At 68.1% G+C, this 18,435-nt stretch carries 16 protein-coding genes; 7 read left to right on the top strand and 9 right to left on the bottom strand.

Annotated features, from left to right (window positions below; genetic code table 11):
- Positions 1-45: 45 nt before the first annotated feature.
- The 3 genes from EP28_RS10365 to EP28_RS10355 all read right to left on the bottom strand — a co-directional run bounded on the left by EP28_RS10365 (position 46) and on the right by EP28_RS10355 (position 4,058).
- Entirely contained in the window at positions 46-1,764 is a 1,719-nt protein-coding gene (locus EP28_RS10365; RefSeq protein WP_155118469.1) for an ammonium transporter, read from the bottom strand.
- A gap of 524 nt (positions 1,765-2,288) precedes the next feature.
- Positions 2,289-3,320: a DNA repair and recombination protein RadA gene (gene radA, locus EP28_RS10360; protein ID WP_049983964.1), complete on the bottom strand. Its 1,032-nt coding sequence runs from the start codon at positions 3,318-3,320 to the stop codon at positions 2,289-2,291.
- Positions 3,321-3,557: 237 nt separating this feature from the next.
- Positions 3,558-4,058 (bottom strand): TrpY family transcription regulator, encoded by a 501-nt coding sequence (locus EP28_RS10355; protein ID WP_049983963.1) that lies wholly within the window; start codon positions 4,056-4,058, stop codon positions 3,558-3,560.
- 181 nt (positions 4,059-4,239) lie between these two features.
- On the opposite strand from EP28_RS10355, the gene EP28_RS10350 reads away from it, so the two are divergent.
- A complete protein-coding gene (locus tag EP28_RS10350) occupies positions 4,240-6,456 on the top strand; it encodes an ATP-dependent DNA helicase (RefSeq protein WP_049983962.1) in 2,217 nt (738 codons plus the stop codon).
- Positions 6,457-6,532: 76 nt separating this feature from the next.
- Here the strand turns inward: EP28_RS10350 and EP28_RS10345 are convergent, their stop codons facing one another.
- Both EP28_RS10345 and EP28_RS10340 read right to left on the bottom strand, forming a co-directional pair.
- Positions 6,533-6,907, bottom strand: coding sequence for a DUF7473 family protein (locus EP28_RS10345; protein ID WP_049983961.1), 375 nt, complete (start codon positions 6,905-6,907; stop codon positions 6,533-6,535).
- 94 nt (positions 6,908-7,001) lie between these two features.
- Complete coding sequence (locus EP28_RS10340; protein WP_049983960.1) at positions 7,002-7,559, bottom strand: TATA-box-binding protein; 558 nt, start codon at positions 7,557-7,559, stop codon at positions 7,002-7,004.
- Positions 7,560-7,646: 87 nt separating this feature from the next.
- Here EP28_RS10340 and EP28_RS10335 point away from each other — a divergent pair, with 87 nt between their 5' ends.
- From EP28_RS10335 to rpiA, 3 genes are all read left to right on the top strand, one after another.
- Positions 7,647-8,756: a THUMP domain-containing protein gene (locus EP28_RS10335; RefSeq protein WP_049983959.1), complete on the top strand. Its 1,110-nt coding sequence runs from the start codon at positions 7,647-7,649 to the stop codon at positions 8,754-8,756.
- A gap of 147 nt (positions 8,757-8,903) precedes the next feature.
- Entirely contained in the window at positions 8,904-10,031 is a 1,128-nt protein-coding gene (locus EP28_RS10330; protein ID WP_049983958.1) for an ORC1-type DNA replication protein, read from the top strand.
- Between the two features lie 150 nt (positions 10,032-10,181).
- The gene (gene rpiA / locus EP28_RS10325; RefSeq protein WP_049983957.1) at positions 10,182-10,946 is read left to right on the top strand and encodes a ribose-5-phosphate isomerase RpiA; all 765 of its coding nucleotides are present in this window, start codon (positions 10,182-10,184) and stop codon (positions 10,944-10,946) included.
- Between the two features lie 121 nt (positions 10,947-11,067).
- On the opposite strand, the gene EP28_RS10320 is transcribed toward rpiA, so the two are convergent.
- Complete coding sequence (locus EP28_RS10320; protein WP_004047560.1) at positions 11,068-11,235, bottom strand: DUF1931 family protein; 168 nt, start codon at positions 11,233-11,235, stop codon at positions 11,068-11,070.
- Between the two features lie 183 nt (positions 11,236-11,418).
- Here EP28_RS10320 and larB point away from each other — a divergent pair, with 183 nt between their 5' ends.
- Positions 11,419-12,204, top strand: coding sequence for a nickel pincer cofactor biosynthesis protein LarB (gene larB / locus EP28_RS10315; RefSeq protein ID WP_049983956.1), 786 nt, complete (start codon positions 11,419-11,421; stop codon positions 12,202-12,204).
- A 10-nt stretch (positions 12,205-12,214) separates the two neighbouring features.
- Here the strand turns inward: larB and EP28_RS10310 are convergent, their stop codons facing one another.
- Positions 12,215-13,987 (bottom strand): sensor histidine kinase, encoded by a 1,773-nt coding sequence (locus EP28_RS10310; protein ID WP_049983955.1) that lies wholly within the window; start codon positions 13,985-13,987, stop codon positions 12,215-12,217.
- Positions 13,988-14,106: 119 nt separating this feature from the next.
- Positions 14,107-14,700, bottom strand: coding sequence for a DUF7474 family protein (locus EP28_RS10305; protein ID WP_049983954.1), 594 nt, complete (start codon positions 14,698-14,700; stop codon positions 14,107-14,109).
- A gap of 221 nt (positions 14,701-14,921) precedes the next feature.
- Between EP28_RS10305 and mdh the strand changes: the two genes are divergently transcribed.
- Positions 14,922-15,836 carry a malate dehydrogenase gene (gene mdh / locus EP28_RS10300; RefSeq protein ID WP_049983953.1) on the top strand — a complete coding sequence of 305 codons (915 nt, stop codon included), beginning with the start codon at positions 14,922-14,924 and terminating at the stop codon, positions 15,834-15,836.
- A gap of 150 nt (positions 15,837-15,986) precedes the next feature.
- On the opposite strand, the gene EP28_RS10295 is transcribed toward mdh, so the two are convergent.
- On the bottom strand, positions 15,987-17,288 hold the full coding sequence (locus EP28_RS10295) for an O-acetylhomoserine aminocarboxypropyltransferase/cysteine synthase family protein (RefSeq protein WP_049983952.1): 1,302 nt from the start codon (positions 17,286-17,288) through the stop codon (positions 15,987-15,989).
- Between the two features lie 136 nt (positions 17,289-17,424).
- Here EP28_RS10295 and EP28_RS10290 point away from each other — a divergent pair.
- On the top strand, positions 17,425-18,435 hold a 1,011-nt coding region (locus EP28_RS10290; protein ID WP_049983951.1), incomplete at its 3' end, for an SPFH domain-containing protein.

The following is an 18,435-nucleotide window of genomic DNA, read 5'->3' as shown; positions in this document are numbered from 1 at the left end:
ATCCGTCCGCACCGAGTCACGCCGGGAGTCGCGTCCGGTCCCGGTTTACACGGCCTCCGGACCGGTCGTCCCGGTCCGGACTTGCAGTGCGTCCTCGACCGGCATGATGAACACCTTGCCGTCGCCCGGCTCGCCGGTCTTGGCCGCGTCGGCGACCGCGTCGGCGACCTCGTCGGCCGGGATGTCGGCGACGACGACGTCGATTTTTACCTTCTGGTGGAGGTCGACCGTGAACTCCTCGCCGCGCCACTGGCCCTTCTTGGCGGGTTGGCTGCCGCGACCGGAGACGTTTGTGACCGTGAGCGAGGGCGCGTTGATCTCCGCGAGCGCCTGTTTTATGTCACCGAGTTTGTCGGGGCGGACGACCGCCGTGACCATCTTGATCTGCGACCCGGCTTCTTCGCCGCCGTCAGCGCGCGGCGAGTCGTTCGTAGTATCGACGACGGAGGGGCCGCCGTCCGTCGCAACGCGGTCGCCGCCGAACTCGGGGTAGGTCTCGACGCCGTGTTCGGAGATGTCGAGGCCCTCCTGTTCGTGCTCGGCGGTGACGCGTGCCGCACCGCTCACCTTGAGCGCGTACCAGACGACGCCGGTCGCGGTGAGCGTCCAGCCGCCGATGATGACGACGCCGACCAGTTGAGCGATGAAGTGTGCACCGACGCTGGCGCTGAGCTGTCCGGGTGCGGCGACGAACGGGAACAGCAGGGTTCCCAGCACGCCGGCGCTACCGTGGACGGGGAACACCGCACAGACGTCGTCGATCTTGAGCGTGTCCGAGACGAACTCGAAGACGATCGGGAGCTGCCCGCCGGCGAGGAGACCGACGACCAGTGCGCCCCACCACGCCGTGGTGTCCGGAATGGCGGTGATGCCGACCAGTCCCGCTAGCAGGCCGTTCGCGACGTAGAGCGTGTCGACCTTGCCGGTCTTCAGCCACACGACGAGCGCAGCGCCGATCCCGCCGGCCGCCATCGCGATCGTCGTCCCCATCGCGACGAGGTTGAGCGTCAGCGTGTTGAACACGCCCCCGCTGACGACCGAGGCCGTGCCGACGTTGAAACCGTACCATCCGAACGCGAGGACGAGCGTCCCGAGCACCGCGAACGTCAGCGAGTGGCCGGGAATGACGTTCGTCGAGCCGTCCTCAGCGTAGCGATCCATCCGCGGGCCGAGCACGGCGGCGGCTGTGAGCCCGGCGATACCGCCCATACCGTGGACGATCATGCCGCCGGCGAAATCGTGGAACGCGGTCCCGGTCAGCTGCGCGACGAGCCCGTCACCGGAGGCCGACCACGTGAACGCGATGACCATCGGGTAGATCACCGCGGCCAAGAGGACGGTGTAGGTGACGTACGCGCGGAGCTTCGCGCGGCCGGCGACCGCGCCGGAGACGATGGTCGCCGCCGTCATCGCGAAGACAGCACCGTAGAGCCAGTTGACGTACGGGCCGATCGAGCCGGCGTCGACGGCGAGTTCGCCGCCGGAGAACAGCGTCCCCGCCGCGGACACCGGACCGCCGGAGCCGCTCATCACGCTGGTGAACGCCGTTCCGATGAGGAAAAACACCGTTACGCCCACGCTCCACGTCAGGAGGTTCTTCGTCAGCTGGTTGGCGACGTTCTTCGAGCGCACCTGCCCCGCTTCGAGCATGGCGAAGCCGGCGTGCATGAAGAAGATGAGGAACGTCACGACCAGTATCCACGTCCCGTTCATCGCGGACGCGAACGTGCTCGGATCGACGCTCGCGAGGACGCCGGTCGTCACGAGGCGACCACCCCTACTGCCCGTTCGTCCGTTGAGTCACGCGCTTCGTTCGTGTTCATGTGCTGAATCACATTTCCATCCGGGGAATGGGAATTATATAAATGCTAGAGTTGAAATACTAAAGAAATATCTGAAATAATGCAGGTGATGTCCGATCTATTGCAGAATCAATTGTATATAAGGACGTAAATCGCGAGATTGTTCGGTAATTCTTGCGCTCTCTGCTGACGAACGTATTGTTTAAAATCACACATGAACGCGCAGTTTCACCGATCGAGGGGCTCACGACGAGGTGCGCGGCCGCTATCGGCGAGTATTGCCGACCGCATCTGCCGCCGATCGGCGCTGCGTGCGGCCGGATCGGCGTGTATCCGCCCGAATCGGCCGATATCGGCCGATTCATGCGCCGACTACGGAATTAGACGTTTGTCAACCCGACAACGGAACAAGAACCAATGCGTTCATCCGAAGCGTCAGAAAGATACCTGTTCAGCCACAGATCCCGCGTGTTAGACGATATCCGGCTACTCCGGCTTCAGCCCTTCGCCCTGCACGCGCATCACGGCCTCGCCGTCGGCGAGGTTCGGCGCGTCGACGAGACGGACGATCCGCTTGTTACCCTTCGACTTCCGGAGGTAGATCCGGAACGTCGAGGCGTGTCCGAGGATGTTTCCCCCGATAGCTTGGGTCGGATCGCCGAAGTACGAGTCCGGATTCGACGCGACTTGGTTGGTGACGAGGATGGCGGTGTTGTACAGGTCGCCGAGTCGCATCAGGTCGTGTAAGTGTTTGTTGAGCTTTTGCTGGCGCTCGGCCAGTTCCCCCCGGCCGACGTACTCGGCGCGGAAGTGCGCGGTGAGCGAGTCGACACAGACGATCCGAATGGGCCACTCGCCCTCCTCGTGTTCGCCCGCGAGTTCCTTGGCCTTCTCCGCCAGCAGGATCTGGTGGTTGGAGTTGAACGCCTTCGCGACGTGGATCTGGTCTAGGAACGCCTCGATGAGCTCCTCCATCGCCTCCTCGTTTCCGGGCGTGCCTTCGATCTCGCGTCGCTCCATCTCTTCGGCGAGGATCTCGTCGTCGAGCCCGCGAACCATGTCGTCGATCCGCTCCGGCCGGAACGTGTCCTCGGAGTCGACGAAGATACAGCCGCCGTCGAGTCCGCCGTTCTCCGGCGGAAGCTGCACGTTGACGGCCATCTGATGTGTGACCTGCGACTTGCCGGACCCGAACTCGCCGTACACCTCGGTGATCGACTGGGTCTCTATTCCCCCGCCGAGCAGGTCGTCGACCTCGTCTATCTGCCACGAGAGCTTCCCGATCTCCTGTCGGCGCTCCAGCACGGTCGCTCCCGTCTCGAACCCGCCGACGTCGGCCGCGTCGCGGGCGGCGTTGATGATGTCGGCCGCCGAGGACTCGCCGATGTCGGCGGTGTTGGACATCTCACCGGGGCTCGCGACGGCGATCGACTGATAGCTCTCGAACCCGTTCTCGACGAGCTTGTCTGCGGTCGCGGGGCCAACACCGGGGAGATCTTCGAGTTCGTCTTCAGGCATGTACGCCTCCCTTGCTCGCCATCGGGTATAAAGACTGGTTTACACCCTAGTGAAAGTAAAAATCCCGCGCGTGGTCATCGCTCGTCGGTGTGACAGCTATCGAACGCCTTTGCGGTGGGCGCGTGGCGAGACTCGCTGGCGAAACTGGTCACGCGTCGAACCGCGATCCCTCCTCCCCGTGACCCACCGCTTTCCCCGTGACCCACCGCTCACCTCCTCGTGGCCCGTCCGCCTTCCTCAGAACCCGACCCGACGGACGTAGCCGAGCTCACGGATCTCGACCAGCAGTTCGCCGGGTACGTCGGCGTCCGTTATGACGTACAGCTTCGGATCGTCGGTGAACTCGGGATCCTCGCTCAGCACCTGCCGGATCGAGACGCCGTGATCGGCCAGGATGCCGGTGACCTCGGCGACGATGCCGGCCTCGTCGGCGGCCGCGACCTCGATCGTGAGCACCGTGAGATCAAGCACCGGTGCCAGATCCATCAGGCTCGGCACTGACGAGATGTTCGTGAAGATGCGCTTCAGTTCGGGATCGTCCAAGATCGCGTCCGTCGTCGAGTCGACCACGCGCCGATCGACGTCGAGTTCGCGCGCGATCCCTGTGTACGGGATCTCGATGCCGCCGGAGACCACCCGCCCCTCCTCGTTGACCGAGAAGCCGCGCTCCAAGAAGAGGCGGATGACGGCCTGCTGGCTGGGTGACCCCTCGAACTTTTCGAGGATCTCGTCGAACATTCGTTACTCCGGCTGGTCCCCGCTCGGTGTTAAACCGTCGGGTGCGCGGCCGCGTTCGGCGGCTCACACGGGTGCCGGACCGGCTCGGCTTCGATCCCGCCGTGCCTACTGCGGTGACTCCCACGACCACTTTCACCCCGCCACCCGACCGTTTTTAGCCGATGCCGCCGAACTCAGTCTCGTGTCAGAGTCGGCGCATCTGCGGTTCTTCCCGTACGAGGAGCCGTACCCGAATCAGCGCGAGGCGATGGACAGGGTCGCCAACGCGCTAGACCGCGGACAAGACGTGCTGTTCGAGGGCGCGCCCGGGACGGGAAAGACCCTCTCCGCGCTCGTCCCCGCGCTCGAACACGCACGCGAGCACGATCGTACCGTGGTCATCACCACCAACGTCCACCAGCAGATGCGCCAGTTCGTCGAAGACGCTCGCGCTATCACGCGCGAGGAGCCTATTCGCGCGGTCGTGTTCAAGGGGAAGTCCTCGATGTGTCACATCGACGTCGACTATCAGGAGTGTCAGACGCTCAGAGACACCACTCGGGACCTCGTCGAGACCGAAAGCGAGGTCCGCGAGCTGGAGGCCCGCCAGCGCGAACTGTTGGCCGAGAGCCGCGAGGGCGACGCGAGCGCGGCCGAGGCGCGCGAGTCGGTCATGGAGGCGCTCGACGAGCTGGAAGACGAAATCGACGAGTACGAGACCGCGAACGTCTGTGCGCACTATCGCAACAACCTCACGCGCGACACCGAGGAGTTCTTCGCGTGGCTCTTCGACGACGTGCGCACGCCCGAGGACGTGTACGCGTACGCTGACGAGCGCGAACTGTGCGGCTACGAGCTGCTGAAAGAGGGGATGGAGGGCGTTGATCTGGTCGTCTGTAACTACCATCACCTGCTCGATCCGCAGATCAGAGAGCAGTTTTTCCGGTGGATCGACCGCGACCCCTCGGAGATCGTGACGGTGTTCGACGAGGCGCACAACGTCGAGGACGCCGCGCGCGATCACGCGACCCGGACGCTGACCGAGAACACCCTCGACGCCGCCCTCGACGAACTCGCGGAGAGCGACGACTCGCGCGCCGAGGCGGCCGAGCACGTGGTCCGCGCGTTCCGCGACGCGCTCGCAGAGACCTACGACGAGGCGCTCGGGTTCGGCGACCGCGAGTCCGTCGGCGAGGGGTGGGAGGACGTGTCGATAGCGAACGACGACCGCCGCGACGACCTCACGCTCGCCTTCCTCCACCGGTACGAGGGCGCGGGGATCGACACCGAGACCGAGCTCGCGGTCCAGCTCGGGCAGGCGATAGACGAGGAGTACGAGCGGCGCTACCGCGACGGCGAGACGACGACGCGCAGCGAGTCACAGACGCTGCAGGCCGCTCGGTTCGTCTCGACGTGGATGGACGAGGGAACGGAGCTCGGACAGTACCCAGTCGTTTCGGTTCGCCGCGACGGGGCGACGGAGGAGGTGTACGGCCGCGCGGAACTGTACACCTGTATCCCCCGCCGGGTCACCGAACAGCTGTTCGACGAGGTCGCCGCGTCGGTGCTGATGAGCGCGACGCTCCGCCCCTTCGACGTCACAGAGGAGGTGCTCGGGCTGTCCGATGCCGCCTCTATCGCGTACGGGATGGCGTATCCCGCGGCGAACCGTCGGACCTTCGCGGTGGACGTACCGCCGCTGTTCTCTTCGGAGCGCAACGATCCCGAGACGCAGGCGACCGTGGCCGCCCTCCTCCGGGACGCGATCCGGTTCACGCCGGGAAACACGCTCGCTTTCTTCCCCTCGTACGCCGAGGCGGAGCGGTACTACGAGCGCCTCAGTGGCGGGGGTGGCGGAGCCGGCGGCGGAGGCGGCGGCACGCCCGAGACCGTCGCCCTCGGCGACCTCCACCTCGACGGTCCCGGCGAGAACGAAGAGCAGCTCCGCAAGCGGTTCGTTTCGAGCGAGAACGCGACGCTTTTCACCTCGCTTTGGGGAACGCTCGCCGAGGGAGTGAGCTTCGACGGCGACGACGCCCGGACGGTCGCCGTCGTCGGCGTTCCTTATCCCCATCTCTCGGACCGGATGGAGGCGGTTCAGGCGGCGTACGGCAGGGCGTTCGCCGACCGCGGCCGCAGCCGCGATCCGGGATGGACGTACGCGGTCGAGGTCCCGACGATCCGCAAGACGAGACAGGCGCTCGGACGGGTCGTCCGCGGCCCCGACGACTTCGGGGTCCGGATTCTCGCCGACCGCCGCTACACGACGGCGGACATGGGGAAGTACTCGGTCCGCGGGTCGTTCCCGCCCGAAGAACGCGAGGAACTGATCGACGTCGATCCGACGAAGCTGAAGTTCGCGATGCTGAACTTCTACGGCGACCACGACGCGTACGACGGGCCGCCGCCGGAGCCGTGAGACGACGGGCCGGCCATCTGGTGTGACCGCGCCGAGGCCGCGACCGCGCCGACGCTGCGACCGCACCGGCACCGTCTCACCCGGGCATCGACGCCAGAAGCACGCCGATCCCGAGCACGATGATTCCGAGGAGGGTCGTGATCACCGCGTGGATCACCGTCATCATGACGACCGCGCGGCGGGGTTGGTCGTAGCTCCACGCGAACATACCGCCGTCGACGAGGAGCGCGAGGGGGACGAGAAGCGCCTCGGTGATCGAGAACGCCCCGCCCACGACGCCGATCACCGCCGGAAGGGGGCCGATGTAGAGCGCTCGCCGGGGGTCGACGTCGCCGAGGACGTTCCGCGCGGCGAGGTGTGCGGTGACCGAGAGGAACGCGGCGAACACGAGCGTCGTGCCCAACACCGATATCGGCGTGACCGCCTGAAGCGGAACCGCCTGAAGGCTCATGGCCGGTGTACGCACCACCACTAAAAGTGATCTCGGTCTCAACGCGGCCTCGGTCTCGACGTGACCGCTGACTCGGGTGTCTCCCGCGGCGCGTTCAGCCGAGCAGGCCGAGTCCGTCCAGTTCCTCGGTGATCACGTCGACGGCGGCGGCCGCGTCGTCGGGGCTCGTCCCCCCGGTGATGACCAGCTTCCCGCTGCCGAAGAGCAGCGCTACGACGTCCGGGTCGTCGATCCGATAGACGAGACCGGGGAACTGCTCCGGCTCGTACTCGATGTGTTCGAGTCCGAGGCCGATCGCGATCGCGTTCAGGTTGAGGTCCTCGCCGAGGTCGGCGGAGGTGACGATGTTCTGTACCGTTATCTCGGGGTCGCCGACGGGGATCTGTAGCGCGCGGAGCTCCTCGAAGACGATGTCGAGGCTCTCGTGGACGGCGTCGATGGAGTTCGCCCCGGTACAGACGATCTTGCCGGACCGGAAGATGAGCGCGGCCGACTTCGGATCGGTCGTCCGGTAGACGAGCCCGGGGAACTGCTCGGGGTCGTAGTCGGCACCTTCGAGATCCATCGCGACGCGCTGGAGATCGAGTTCCTGATCGATCCCCGTGGAGGCAACGACGTTCTCGATCGTGATCGTCTCCTTCGGGTCGGCCATCACTGGTTCGACGAACGCTCGAAATGAATAAAAAGGTGGCTAGTCTGAACCGCTACGCTCTTGCGACCGGCCGCCGGACGCCGTGGCGTGTACTGGCTCGAACTCGCGGGCGAGGAGGACGCGTTCGCCGCGTACGAGGCGTCGACCGCGGCCGCCGGCGTCGACCTCCTCGCGCCGGGAATCGCGAGCGCGGGGAGCCTCGGCAGCGCCGGGGGGGCGAACGCGTCGCCGGTTCGGCGGCTCGCGTACACGCGCGCGGCCCACGAGGCGGTCGCCCGAACCGACGCCGACCTCGACGCGGCGGTCGCCGCGCTGGAGGCCGCGCCGATCGACCGGACCGGGACGGTGGCCGTCAGGGCTCGGAACGTCAGGAACACGACCGGCGTCTCGACGGGCGCGGCCGAACGCGCGCTCGGCGGCGTCCTCGTCGACCGCGGCTTCGCGGTCGACCTCGACGACCCAGACCACGTCCTCCGCGCGCTGTTCGCCGCCGGCGAGCGCGCCGACCACGCGGCGGTCGCGGGTGCGGATGGCGGCGACGCGTCCGTCTGTGCGCTGGGATGGGTGGCGACCGAGGCCGACCGCGACTTCGCCCCGAAACCGACCGACAGACCGTTCTTTCAGCCGGGGAGCATGGCCCCGGCGGACGCCCGGGCGTACGCCAACCTCGCGGGTGCAGCATCCGGGCGCACCCTCCTCGATCCGATGTGCGGGACGGGCGGGCTGCCGCTTGAGGCCGGACTCGTCGGTGCCGACGTCGTCGCCTGCGACGCGCAGTCGAAGATGGTCCGCGGGACGCGTCGGAACTTCCGCGAGTACCTCGGCGCGTCCGCCGGTCTCCGAGGTGACGAGCGCGACCGAGGTGGCACACGAGCGCCCGACGACGGGGCTGACCATCCCGCGTGGCACGTCGCGCGCGGCGACGCCACCGATCTGCCGGTGCGCGCCGACGCCGTCGACGGGGTCGCCTTCGACGCGCCGTACGGCCGGCAGTCGAAGATCGCTCGCCACGAGCTCGCAGACCTCGTCTCCGGCGCGCTCGCGGAGGCCGCGCGGGTCGCTCCCCGCGCGGTCGTGATCGCAGACAGGGACTGGCGCGCCGAGGCGCGCGCGGCCGGCTGGACGGTCGACGCCGCCTTCGAACGCCGAGTTCACCGGTCGCTGACCCGGCACGTGCTCGCGCTCGACCGCGAGTGAACTGCCCGGGGATTCCGGGCCGTGAGACCGTCCCGAGAGTGAACGTCACCCCGCCGGAAACCCGACGATGAGTCCTCCAGACGGCCCGCTTCAGTTTCACCGTCCCTGCGGGCAACGATTAAGTAGACGGCCTGACGTGGTGTGGGCATGACCGGGGACGCCGGCGGCGACATGCTGTCGTGGGACGAGTCGGTGTTCCGCGACGAGTCCGTCTTCGAGATCGATCACGTCCCCGAGACGTTCCGGCACCGCGAGAGCCAACTGGAGAGTTTGAAATACGCGCTCCGCCCCGCGGTCCGGGGTTCCCGCCCGCTCAACACGGTGGTGCGCGGCCCGCCCGGGACGGGCAAGACCACCGCCGTCCAGAAGCTGTTCGGCGAGCTCGGCACCCGCACCGACGTCCGGACCGTTCGGGTCAACTGTCAGGTCGACTCGACCCGCTACGCCGTCTTCTCGCGGCTTTTCGAGGGCATATTCGACTATGAGCCCCCCTCCTCCGGGATCTCCTTCAAGAAGCTGTTCGGCCAGATTACGGACCGGCTCGTCGAGGAAGACGACGTCCTCGTCGTCGCCTTAGACGACGTGAACTATCTCTTTTATGAGAACGAGGCCTCGGACACGCTCTACTCGCTTTTGCGCGCCCACGAGGCGCACTCCGGCGCGAAGATCGGCGTCATCGTCGTGTCCTCCGATCTCGGTCTCGACGTAATCGACGGCCTCGACACCCGCGTGCAGTCGGTGTTCCGCCCCGAGGAGGTGTATTTCCCAGTGTACGGCGCGGCGGAGATCTACGACATCCTCTCCGAGCGCGCCAAACGCGGCTTCCACGACGGCGTCATCGGCGACGGCGAACTGGAGCGCGTCGCCGATCTCACCGCCGACAGCGGCGACCTCCGCGTCGGGATCGACCTGCTCCGCCGGGCCGGACTCAACGCCGAGATGCGAGCCTCGAAGACCATCTCCACGGACGACGTCGAGTCGGCGTACGACAAATCGAAGCACGTCCACCTCTCGCGGTCGCTTCGGGGTATCTCCGAGTCCGAACGCGACCTCGTCCGCGTGCTCGCCGAACACGACGGGAAATGCGCCGGTGAGGTGTACGAGGCGTTCCACGACGCGACCGGCCTCGGATACACCCGCTACTCCGAGATCGTCAACAAGCTCGATCAGCTCGGCGTGATAGACGCCGAGTACGCCGACGTGGACGGCCGCGGACGCTCCCGCGAGATCTCGCTCGCGTACGACGCCGAGGCGGTGGTAGACCGGCTGGAGTGATTCGCTCGCCTCTCCGCCCTGTCCCGCTCTGTTCCGCCCCGCCCTGTCCCGCTCTGTTCCGCCCCGCCCTGCCCCGCTCCGCTCTGCCCGCCCGGTTCCGCTCCGCCGCGCGCCGACGCCTTTTCAATCACCCCCGCCGACTCTGGACTCATGAAGACGAGCGGCGGGAGCGACGCGGCGAAGCGCCGAGCCGGCGAGTCGGCGGCGGCGGCGGTCGACGACGGCGACGTGGTCGGGCTCGGAACCGGCTCGACGGCCGCGCACGCGATCCGGCGGCTCGGAGAGCGCGTCGACGCCGGTCTCGACGTGCGCGGCGTCCCGACCTCCTTCGCGAGCCGCGAACTCGCGGCCGACCAGGGGATCCCGCTCGTGGAACTCGACCGGGCGGTCGGTCCGGACGCCACCGGGATCGACCTCGCGATAGACGGCGCAGATCAGGTGCTCACCCCCGCCGAGACCGGCAACAGCGCCGGCGAAAACGCCGACGGCACCGGCCCCCTCGGTTCGGCGAACGCGCTCGTGAAGGGCGGCGGTGCCGCTCACGCCCGCGAGAAACTCGTCGACGCGGCCGCAGACCGGTTTCTCGTCGTCGCCGATCCCTCGAAGGAGACGGCGGTGCTGGATCGGCCCGTTCCGGTCGAAGTGCTCCCGGCCGCCCGGTCGGTCGTCGCCGAGGCGGTACGGTCGGCCGGCGGCGACCCGGAGCTTCGCGCGGCGGAGCGGAAGGACGGGCCAGTCGTCACCGACAACGGAAACCTCGTGGTCGACTGCGCGTTCGGCGACATCGCGGACCCCGGTGCGCTGTCGGCGACGCTCTCCGAGACGCCGGGGGTCGTCGAACACGGCCTCTTCGTCGACCTCGCAGACGAGATCCACGTCGGGACCGAGTCGGGCGTGCGGGTCGTGACGCGGTGATCGGCCGCCGCGTGATTACCAGACGCGACCGGCCCCGTACGCGGACGGTCGCGCCGCTCGCGTCGCTCGCGGGTGCGGATCGGCACGACAAAATAATCGACGGACCGCAAACGCGTCCGTCTTAGAGGTCGCGAGGCTGGACCGTCTTCCGGTCGTTAGCCTCGGCGCGGCGTGCAGCGTCTTCGAGCAGCTCGTCCACTTCGTCGTCCAGCGCGTCGTAGAAGTCCGAAGCGACGTTCTTGTCGTCCAGGGCTTCCTTGACGGCCGCTTTGACAATAAGGTCTGCCATGCGCTCGACGCTATCCGTCGACCGTTAATAAGCGTTCCTGAATTCGCCCGCGAGGGACGCCGTGCGGGCGGTTCGCGGCGATATCCATAACTGAACACTGATAAACCTTGTGAGAGGCGCGACGGCGAGCGGCGGTTCGGTCCCGATCGATAGCTTCGACACCGTTCGTCACCGACGGACGGTATGCGCGACACGCTAGAAGCGCTCGACGCCGGCGAGATCGGCGTTTCGGAGGCCGAATCGCGGCTGGCGGGCTACGCGACCACGAGGGCCGGACGGTTCGACGCCGCCCGCGAGCGCCGTCGCGGGATTCCGGAGGCGATCCTCGCAGAGGGGAAGACGCCCGCAGAGGTCGCGGCGCTGGCTGCGACAGCGGTCGAGACCACCGGGCGGGCGCTCGTGACCCGAGCGGCCGACGCCGACGCCGCCGCGATCCGGACCGAGGTCGACGGAGGTCTCATCGGGCGGTCGACGGAGGCCCCACCGAGCGTCGACCACGACGAGCGGACGGGGACCGTCGTCGTCCACGCGGCCGACTTCGACCTGCCGTCGCTCGCCGCGACCGTCGCCGTCGTCGCCGCCGGAACGGCCGACGCCGCGGTCGCCGGCGAGGCGGCCGTGGTCGCCCGCGAGGTCGGCGCGACCGTCGATCGCGTGGACGACGTCGGTGTCGCGAACCTCGACCGAGTCCTCGACCAGCGCGACCGCATCCGCGAGGCCGACGTCGTCGTCGTCGCCGCCGGTCGCGAGGGAGCGTTACCGACCGTCGTCGCGGGCCTCGTGGACGCGCCGGTGATCGCGCTGCCGGTCTCGACCGGCTACGGGCTCGGCGGCGAGGGGATCGCGGCGCTGTCCGGCGCGCTCCAGTCCTGTTCGGTGCTCACGACGGTGAACGTCGACGCGGGCTTCGTCGCCGGCGCGCAGGCCGGCCTCATCGCACGGGCTGTCGACGCGGCCCGCGACGCGTGACCCCTCGCATTCACCGCTCCGTCTCGCCGACCGGGATCGTCACCGTCACCGTCGTCCCGCGCGGGTCGCGGTCGGCGTAGTCGACGTCGGCCCCGATCGCGTCGGCCGCCCACGCCACGACCCAGAGCCCGAGCCCCGAGCCGTGTTCGAGCGCCGTCTCTCGTCCCGATTCGACCGCGCTGACCTCGTGACCCGGGATTCCCGGTCCGTCGTCTTCGACGGTGAGCACCCACCGTCCGCCGCCACCTCCTCCGCTGGATTCCACACCCGAGCAGTCCCTCGATCCCTCTCGTCGGAGCGACACTCGGACCCACGGCCCCCCGTCGTCACGTTCGACGCCCTCCCCGTCGTGATGGTCGACGGCGTTCTCGACGGCGTTCTCTGCGATCGCGCGGAGCGCGTCCCGTCTGAGTCGAACCGTCCGATCGTCGCCGTCATCCTCGTCGGCTTTCCTCGCGAACTCGATCGCGGCGTCGTGGTCGCGGTCGCGGGCGTCGGCGACGACCGACGCGACGACGTCGCCGACGCTCACCTCGGTCGCCTCCCCGTCGTCGAGCACGTCTTCGATGGTCCCTGCCTTCTCTCCGAGGGCGGCGAGCGCCCCGGCGCGCCGCTCTATCGCGTCCGCCATGCGAGCGAGTTCGGGGTCGTCGAGTCGCTCCGCGAGCAGTTCGCCGTACCCGTGGACGATGCCAGCGTCGTTCCGGAGGTTATGCCTGAGCACGCGGTTGAGCACCGTCAGCTGCTGGCGACGCCGCTCCCGTTCGGTCACGTCCGAGAAGACGACTGTGTGCCCGACGCGGGTGCCGTTCGGGTCGGCGAGCGGCGCGGTCGACACCGCGTACGTGCGGCGGCGTCCGTCGACGACGGACTCGACCTCGCCCCCGTCCCCCCCGATCGATATCGAGGTGTCGAGGAACGCGTCGAGCGGGGCATCGCGGGCCGTCGCGGCGTCAACGCCGAGCAGCGACTCCGCCGCCGGGTTGAGCCGGACGATGTGGCCGTCGGGCGCGAGCGCGACGATCGGATCCGCGAGGTCGTCGACCGCGGTCCGCTCCGCGGCGCGGCTGGTCGTCGGGTTGCGGTCGAACATCTCCGCGCGGTCGAACGCGTACGCGTCGAGCAGGACGTGCGGGACGAACAGGATCGGCGCGAACTGCAGTTGCGGGACCGGGCCGACCTCCAGCGCCCACGCGACAAGCGCGAAGCCGGGCGGCAGCGAACTCAGCGCGACGGCCGCGGTCTCGCGGCGGTACAGGGGTCCGTAGCTGAGCAGCGTGTCGACGAGCAGGAACACGGCGCTCGCGACGAGCACGGTCTCGACGGCGACGACGAGGTACCCCCACGGGCCGAGCGCGTACGCGACGGTCTCGACGCCGAAGACCGGTGCGGCGCGGAACTCGGTCCAGAACCAGCCGTGGAGCGGATTCGTGAGGAGCGCGAGCGTGGAGAGGCCGCCGAAGGCGACGACGCTCCCGAACAGCCGGCCGCGGACGACGTCGCTTCGGCCCGTGTACTCCAGCGCGAAGCCGAGGAAGCCGACGCCCGTCCAGACGATCCCGAGCCACATCGCCGTCTCCAGCGCGATCCGGAGCAGGGGGGCCGCGACGAGCAGCCCGACCCCGTAGGAGAGACACCAGACCGCCTGCGCGAGGAACACGCCGAGGAACCAGTCGACCCCGGGCCGACCGCGGTGTTCGCGGATCGCCCACGCGAGCCAGAGCGCCCCCGCGCCGCCGGCGACGGACCCGACTGCAGGCCACGCGGGGACGGCGTCAAGCATGGTCGATTACGAGTGCGACGCGGCGGGTAAAGCTATCGCGGCCGCGCGTGGTCGGACGGTGACGCCCTCGCCGAGGACACGCGACGGCGGGACTCGGTGGCGACGCTCGCTGGCAGGTCTCAGCGGTGGCGCTCGATGACGCGTTTCGCGGCCTGTCCCTTCTCTTTCCAGCCGTATCCCTCGTCGTATACGTGGCGCTTCCCGTCGACCAACTCCTCCGGCGTCGACTCCTCGAAGCCGCCCCGGTCCCACGCCCCCGACTCGCGGAGCCACTCGATCACGTTCTCGCGGGTCTCCGGCCACGAGAGCCCGACCATCTCGTACCACGCGACCATCGCGAAGACGGCGTTGTCGTGACAGCCCGGAACGGAGCCGTGCTCGTAGACGGTCCGCATCGGATCGCGGGTCGGCTCCGAGACGCGCTCTTTGAACTCCGCGGCGGTGAGCAGCCGGAGCCTGTCGCCGTCCTCGACGACTCGCTGGTCGCGTTCGAGCGCACCCAGTGCGGCCTTGTGGAGTCCGCCCCACTCGCCGTGGACCGCCTCGCGCAGGGCCGACTCGGTCAGCCCCTCGCGCTCGGCCGTGAGCACCGTCAGGAGATCCGTGTACGCCTTCTCGATGGTCGGCCAGTTCACCCCCTCGAAATCGCAGTCGACGTCGTGGAGGCTGTTGGTCGTTCGGCAGCCGGGACACGGGTAGCGGAACGTCGGCACGAGCGCAACTGGGACGCCGCCGAAGTTAGTGGTTTCGCGACGACGGTCCGCTAGGACCGCCGTGCGCGGACAAGCGTCACGAATGCGTCCGTGCCGGCATCCGAGTGCGTCTGCGCCGGCATTCTGAGACGCATCCACGCCGGCACCCGAGTGCGTCCGCGCCGGCGCGCGCCCACGGTTCCGAAACGTTTACTCGACAGCCAGACGCGATTATACACCGTATGACAAAAGTCAGCGTTGTTGGTGCGGCGGGGACCGTCGGAGCGGCGGCCGGATACAACCTCGCGTTGCGCGACGTGGTCGACGAGCTCGTCTTCGTCGACATTCCGGACCAGCGCGAGACGACCATCGGGCAGGCGGCCGACACCAACCACGGGATCGCTTACGACTCGAACACGACCGTCCGGCAGGGCGAGTACGCGGACACCGCCGGCTCGGACGTCGTCGTGATCACGGCCGGCATCCCGCGCAAGGAGGGGCAGACGCGGATCGATCTCGCCGGCGACAACGCGCCGATAATGGCGGACATCGGCTCCTCGCTCGCCGAGCACAACGACGACTTCGTCACCGTCACCACCTCCAACCCGGTCGATCTCCTGAACCGCCACCTCTACGAGGCGGGCGACCGCGACCGCCACAAGGTGGTCGGCTTCGGCGGTCGGCTCGACTCCGCGCGCTTCCGCTACGTCCTCTCCGAGCGGTTCGACGCGCCCGTCAAGAACGTGGAAGCGACGATCCTCGGCGAGCACGGCGACGCGCAGGCACCGGTGTTCTCGAAGGTTCGCGTGAACGGTCGCGACCCCGCATTCGACGCCGACGAGAAAGAGGCGATCCTCGAAGACCTCCAGGAGTCGGCGATGGACGTGATCAGCCGGAAGGGCGCGACCCAGTGGGGTCCCGCAACCGGCGTCGCCCACACCGTCGAGGCCATCCTGCGCGACACCGGCGAGGTGCTCCCCTGCTCCGTCGTGCTGGACGGCGAGTACGGCTACGACGACACCGCGATCGGCGTCCCCGCGAAGCTCGGATCGAACGGCGTCGAGGAGGTCGTCGAGTGGGACCTCGACGAGTATGAGTCCGACCTGCTCGACGACGCCGCAGAGAAGCTCTCCGAGCAGTACGAGACGATCGCGTAAGCCGGAGCACGAGACGTTCGGTTCTGGTTCCGTTTTTGTCCGGTTCCGTTTTTATCTGACTCCGTTTTTGTCCGGTTCCGTTTTTATCTGACTCCGTTTTTGCCTGATTCTCTTCCCGGCGCGTGACCGCCCGTTCAGGCTCTCGGGCGATCAGGCGGTCGCGCGCTCGATCGCCGCTTCGAGGTCAGCGACGATGTCGGCCGGATCTTCGATGCCGACCGAGAGCCGCACCATGTCGCCGGTGACGCCGGCGGCCTCCTGTTCCTCTTCGGTCAGTTGCTGATGGGTCGTCGAGGCGGGGTGGATGACGAGCGTCTTCGCGTCGCCGACGTTCGCGAGCAGCGAGGCCAGATCGGCGTTCTCGACGGTCCCCTTCGCGGCCTCGTAGCCGCCCTCCAGCCCGAAGGTGATCATGCCGCCGTACCCTCCCTCGAGGTACTTCGTCGCCTCCGCGTGGGTCTCGTGGCTCTCCAAGCCGGGGTAATTCACCCACGCCACGTCGTCGTGCTCGTCGAGGTACTCCGCGACGATTCCGGCGTTCTCGCAGTGTCTGTCCATCCGCAGCGGGAACGACTCCGTCTGCTGGAGCGTGTTCCACGCGTCGAACGGCGACTGCTGGTCGCCTAGGTCGCGCAGCCCGCGGGTGACCGCCGCGAAGGTGAACGCCGCCTCGCCGAAGGCGTCGACGTAGTTGATCCCGTGATAGGCGGGGTTGTCCTTCGCGATCTCCGGAAACTTCTCGGGGTACTCCGCCCACGGGAACGAGCCGCCGTCGACTAAGATTCCGCCGACTGTGGTGCCGTTGCCGGTGAGCCATTTCGTCGTCGACTCCCAGACGAGGTCCGCGCCGTGCTCCAACGGCTGACAGAGGTACGGCGTCGCGAACGTGTTGTCGACAAACAGCGGAACGCCGTGGTCGTGAGCGACGTCGGCGATCCGCTCGATGTCGGGCGTGACGAGTGCAGGGTTGCCGATCGTTTCGATGTGGACGTACGCGGTGTCCTCGTCGATGGCATCGGCGTACCCCTCGTAGTCGAGCGGATCGACGAACCGCGTCGTGATCCCTCGCCGCTCGACGGAGTGCGTGAGGTAGGTGTAGGTGCCGCCGTACAACGCCGACGAGGAAACCACGTTGTCGCCGGCGGACGCGAGCATGAACGTCGCCAGGTCGAGCGCGGCCATGCCCGACGAGGTCGCGACCGCGCCGACACCGCCTTCGAGCGAGGCGATCCGCTCTTCTAAGGCGGCGTTCGTCGGGTTCATGATCCGCGAGTAGACGTTGCCCGCCTCCTCTAGCGCGAACAGCCGGGCGGCGTGCTCCGCGTCCTCGAACTCGTAGGAGGTCGTCTGGTAGATCGGCGTCGCTCGCGCGCCGGTGGCCGGGTCGGGAGCGGAACCGGCGTGGACGCTTCGGGTGCGGAACTCGCGGGGGGAGTCGTCGTCTGTCGGCATAACCTCACCTGCACGCGCCGACTTCTTAAATCCGCCCGCAGTCGCCGGTGTTTCCGCTATCTCGGATCGGCTCGCAGTGTGAGCGGTCTCCGCGTCTCGTGCCAACGGTTAACAGCGTCCGGCCGTAACGTCGCGCATGGGAACCAACGGTCCGCGCGGCGACGCCGTCGACATGTCGGACGCGGTCGGGGCGATCCCCGACGCCGTCTGGCAGTACCTCGCGCTCGGAGTCGCGGTCGTCGTCGGGTTCGCCCTCCTCAATCAGAGCCTCGCCTTCGGGGTCGCCGCGCTCGCGCTGCTTCTCGCGGTCGTCACCGTCGTCAGCGCCGTCGAGATCGTCGACGCCTACGAGAAGGAGGCGCTCACGGTGTTCGGCGAGTACCGGAAGCTGCTCGAACCGGGCGTCCACGTCATCCCGCCGTTCGTCTCCCGCACGTACCCGTTCGACATGCGGACGCAGACGATCGACGTGCCGAGCCAGTCGGCGATCACGCGGGACAACTCGCCGGTCACCGCGGACGCGGTCGTCTACATCAAGGTGATGGACGCGAAGAAGGCGTTTCTCGAAGTGGACGACTACAAGCGGGCCGTCTCGAACCTGGCACAGACCACGCTGCGCGCGGTCCTCGGCGACATGGAACTCGACGACACGCTCTCGCGGCGCGACCAAATAAACGACCGGATCAACGAGGAGTTAGACGAGCCGACCGACGAGTGGGGGATCCGCGTCGAGGCCGTCGAGGTCCGCGAGGTAAGTCCCTCACAGGAGGTCCAACGCGCCATGGAACAACAGACCGGCGCGGAGCGCCGCCGCCGCGCGATGATCTTGGAGGCGCAGGGAGAGCGTCGCTCCGCGGTCGAGCAGGCGGAGGGTGACAAGCAGTCGAACATCATCCGGGCGCAGGGCGAAAAGCAGTCGCAGATCCTCGAAGCGCAGGGTGACGCGATATCGACCGTCCTCCGGGCTCGCTCCGCGGAGTCGATGGGCGAACGCGCCATCATCGAGCGCGGGATGGAGACCCTAGAGGAGATCGGCAAGGGCGAGTCCACCACGTTCGTCCTCCCGCAGGAACTCACCAGCCTGGTGGGCCGCTACGGCAAGGCCCTCTCCGGCTCCGACGTCCAACAGATGGAGGGATTAGAGAGC

This window comes from Halorubrum sp. BV1 (genome assembly GCF_000746205.1).
Taxonomy (GTDB): domain Archaea; phylum Halobacteriota; class Halobacteria; order Halobacteriales; family Haloferacaceae; genus Halorubrum.
This window is presented reverse-complemented; position numbering and strand designations above follow the sequence as displayed.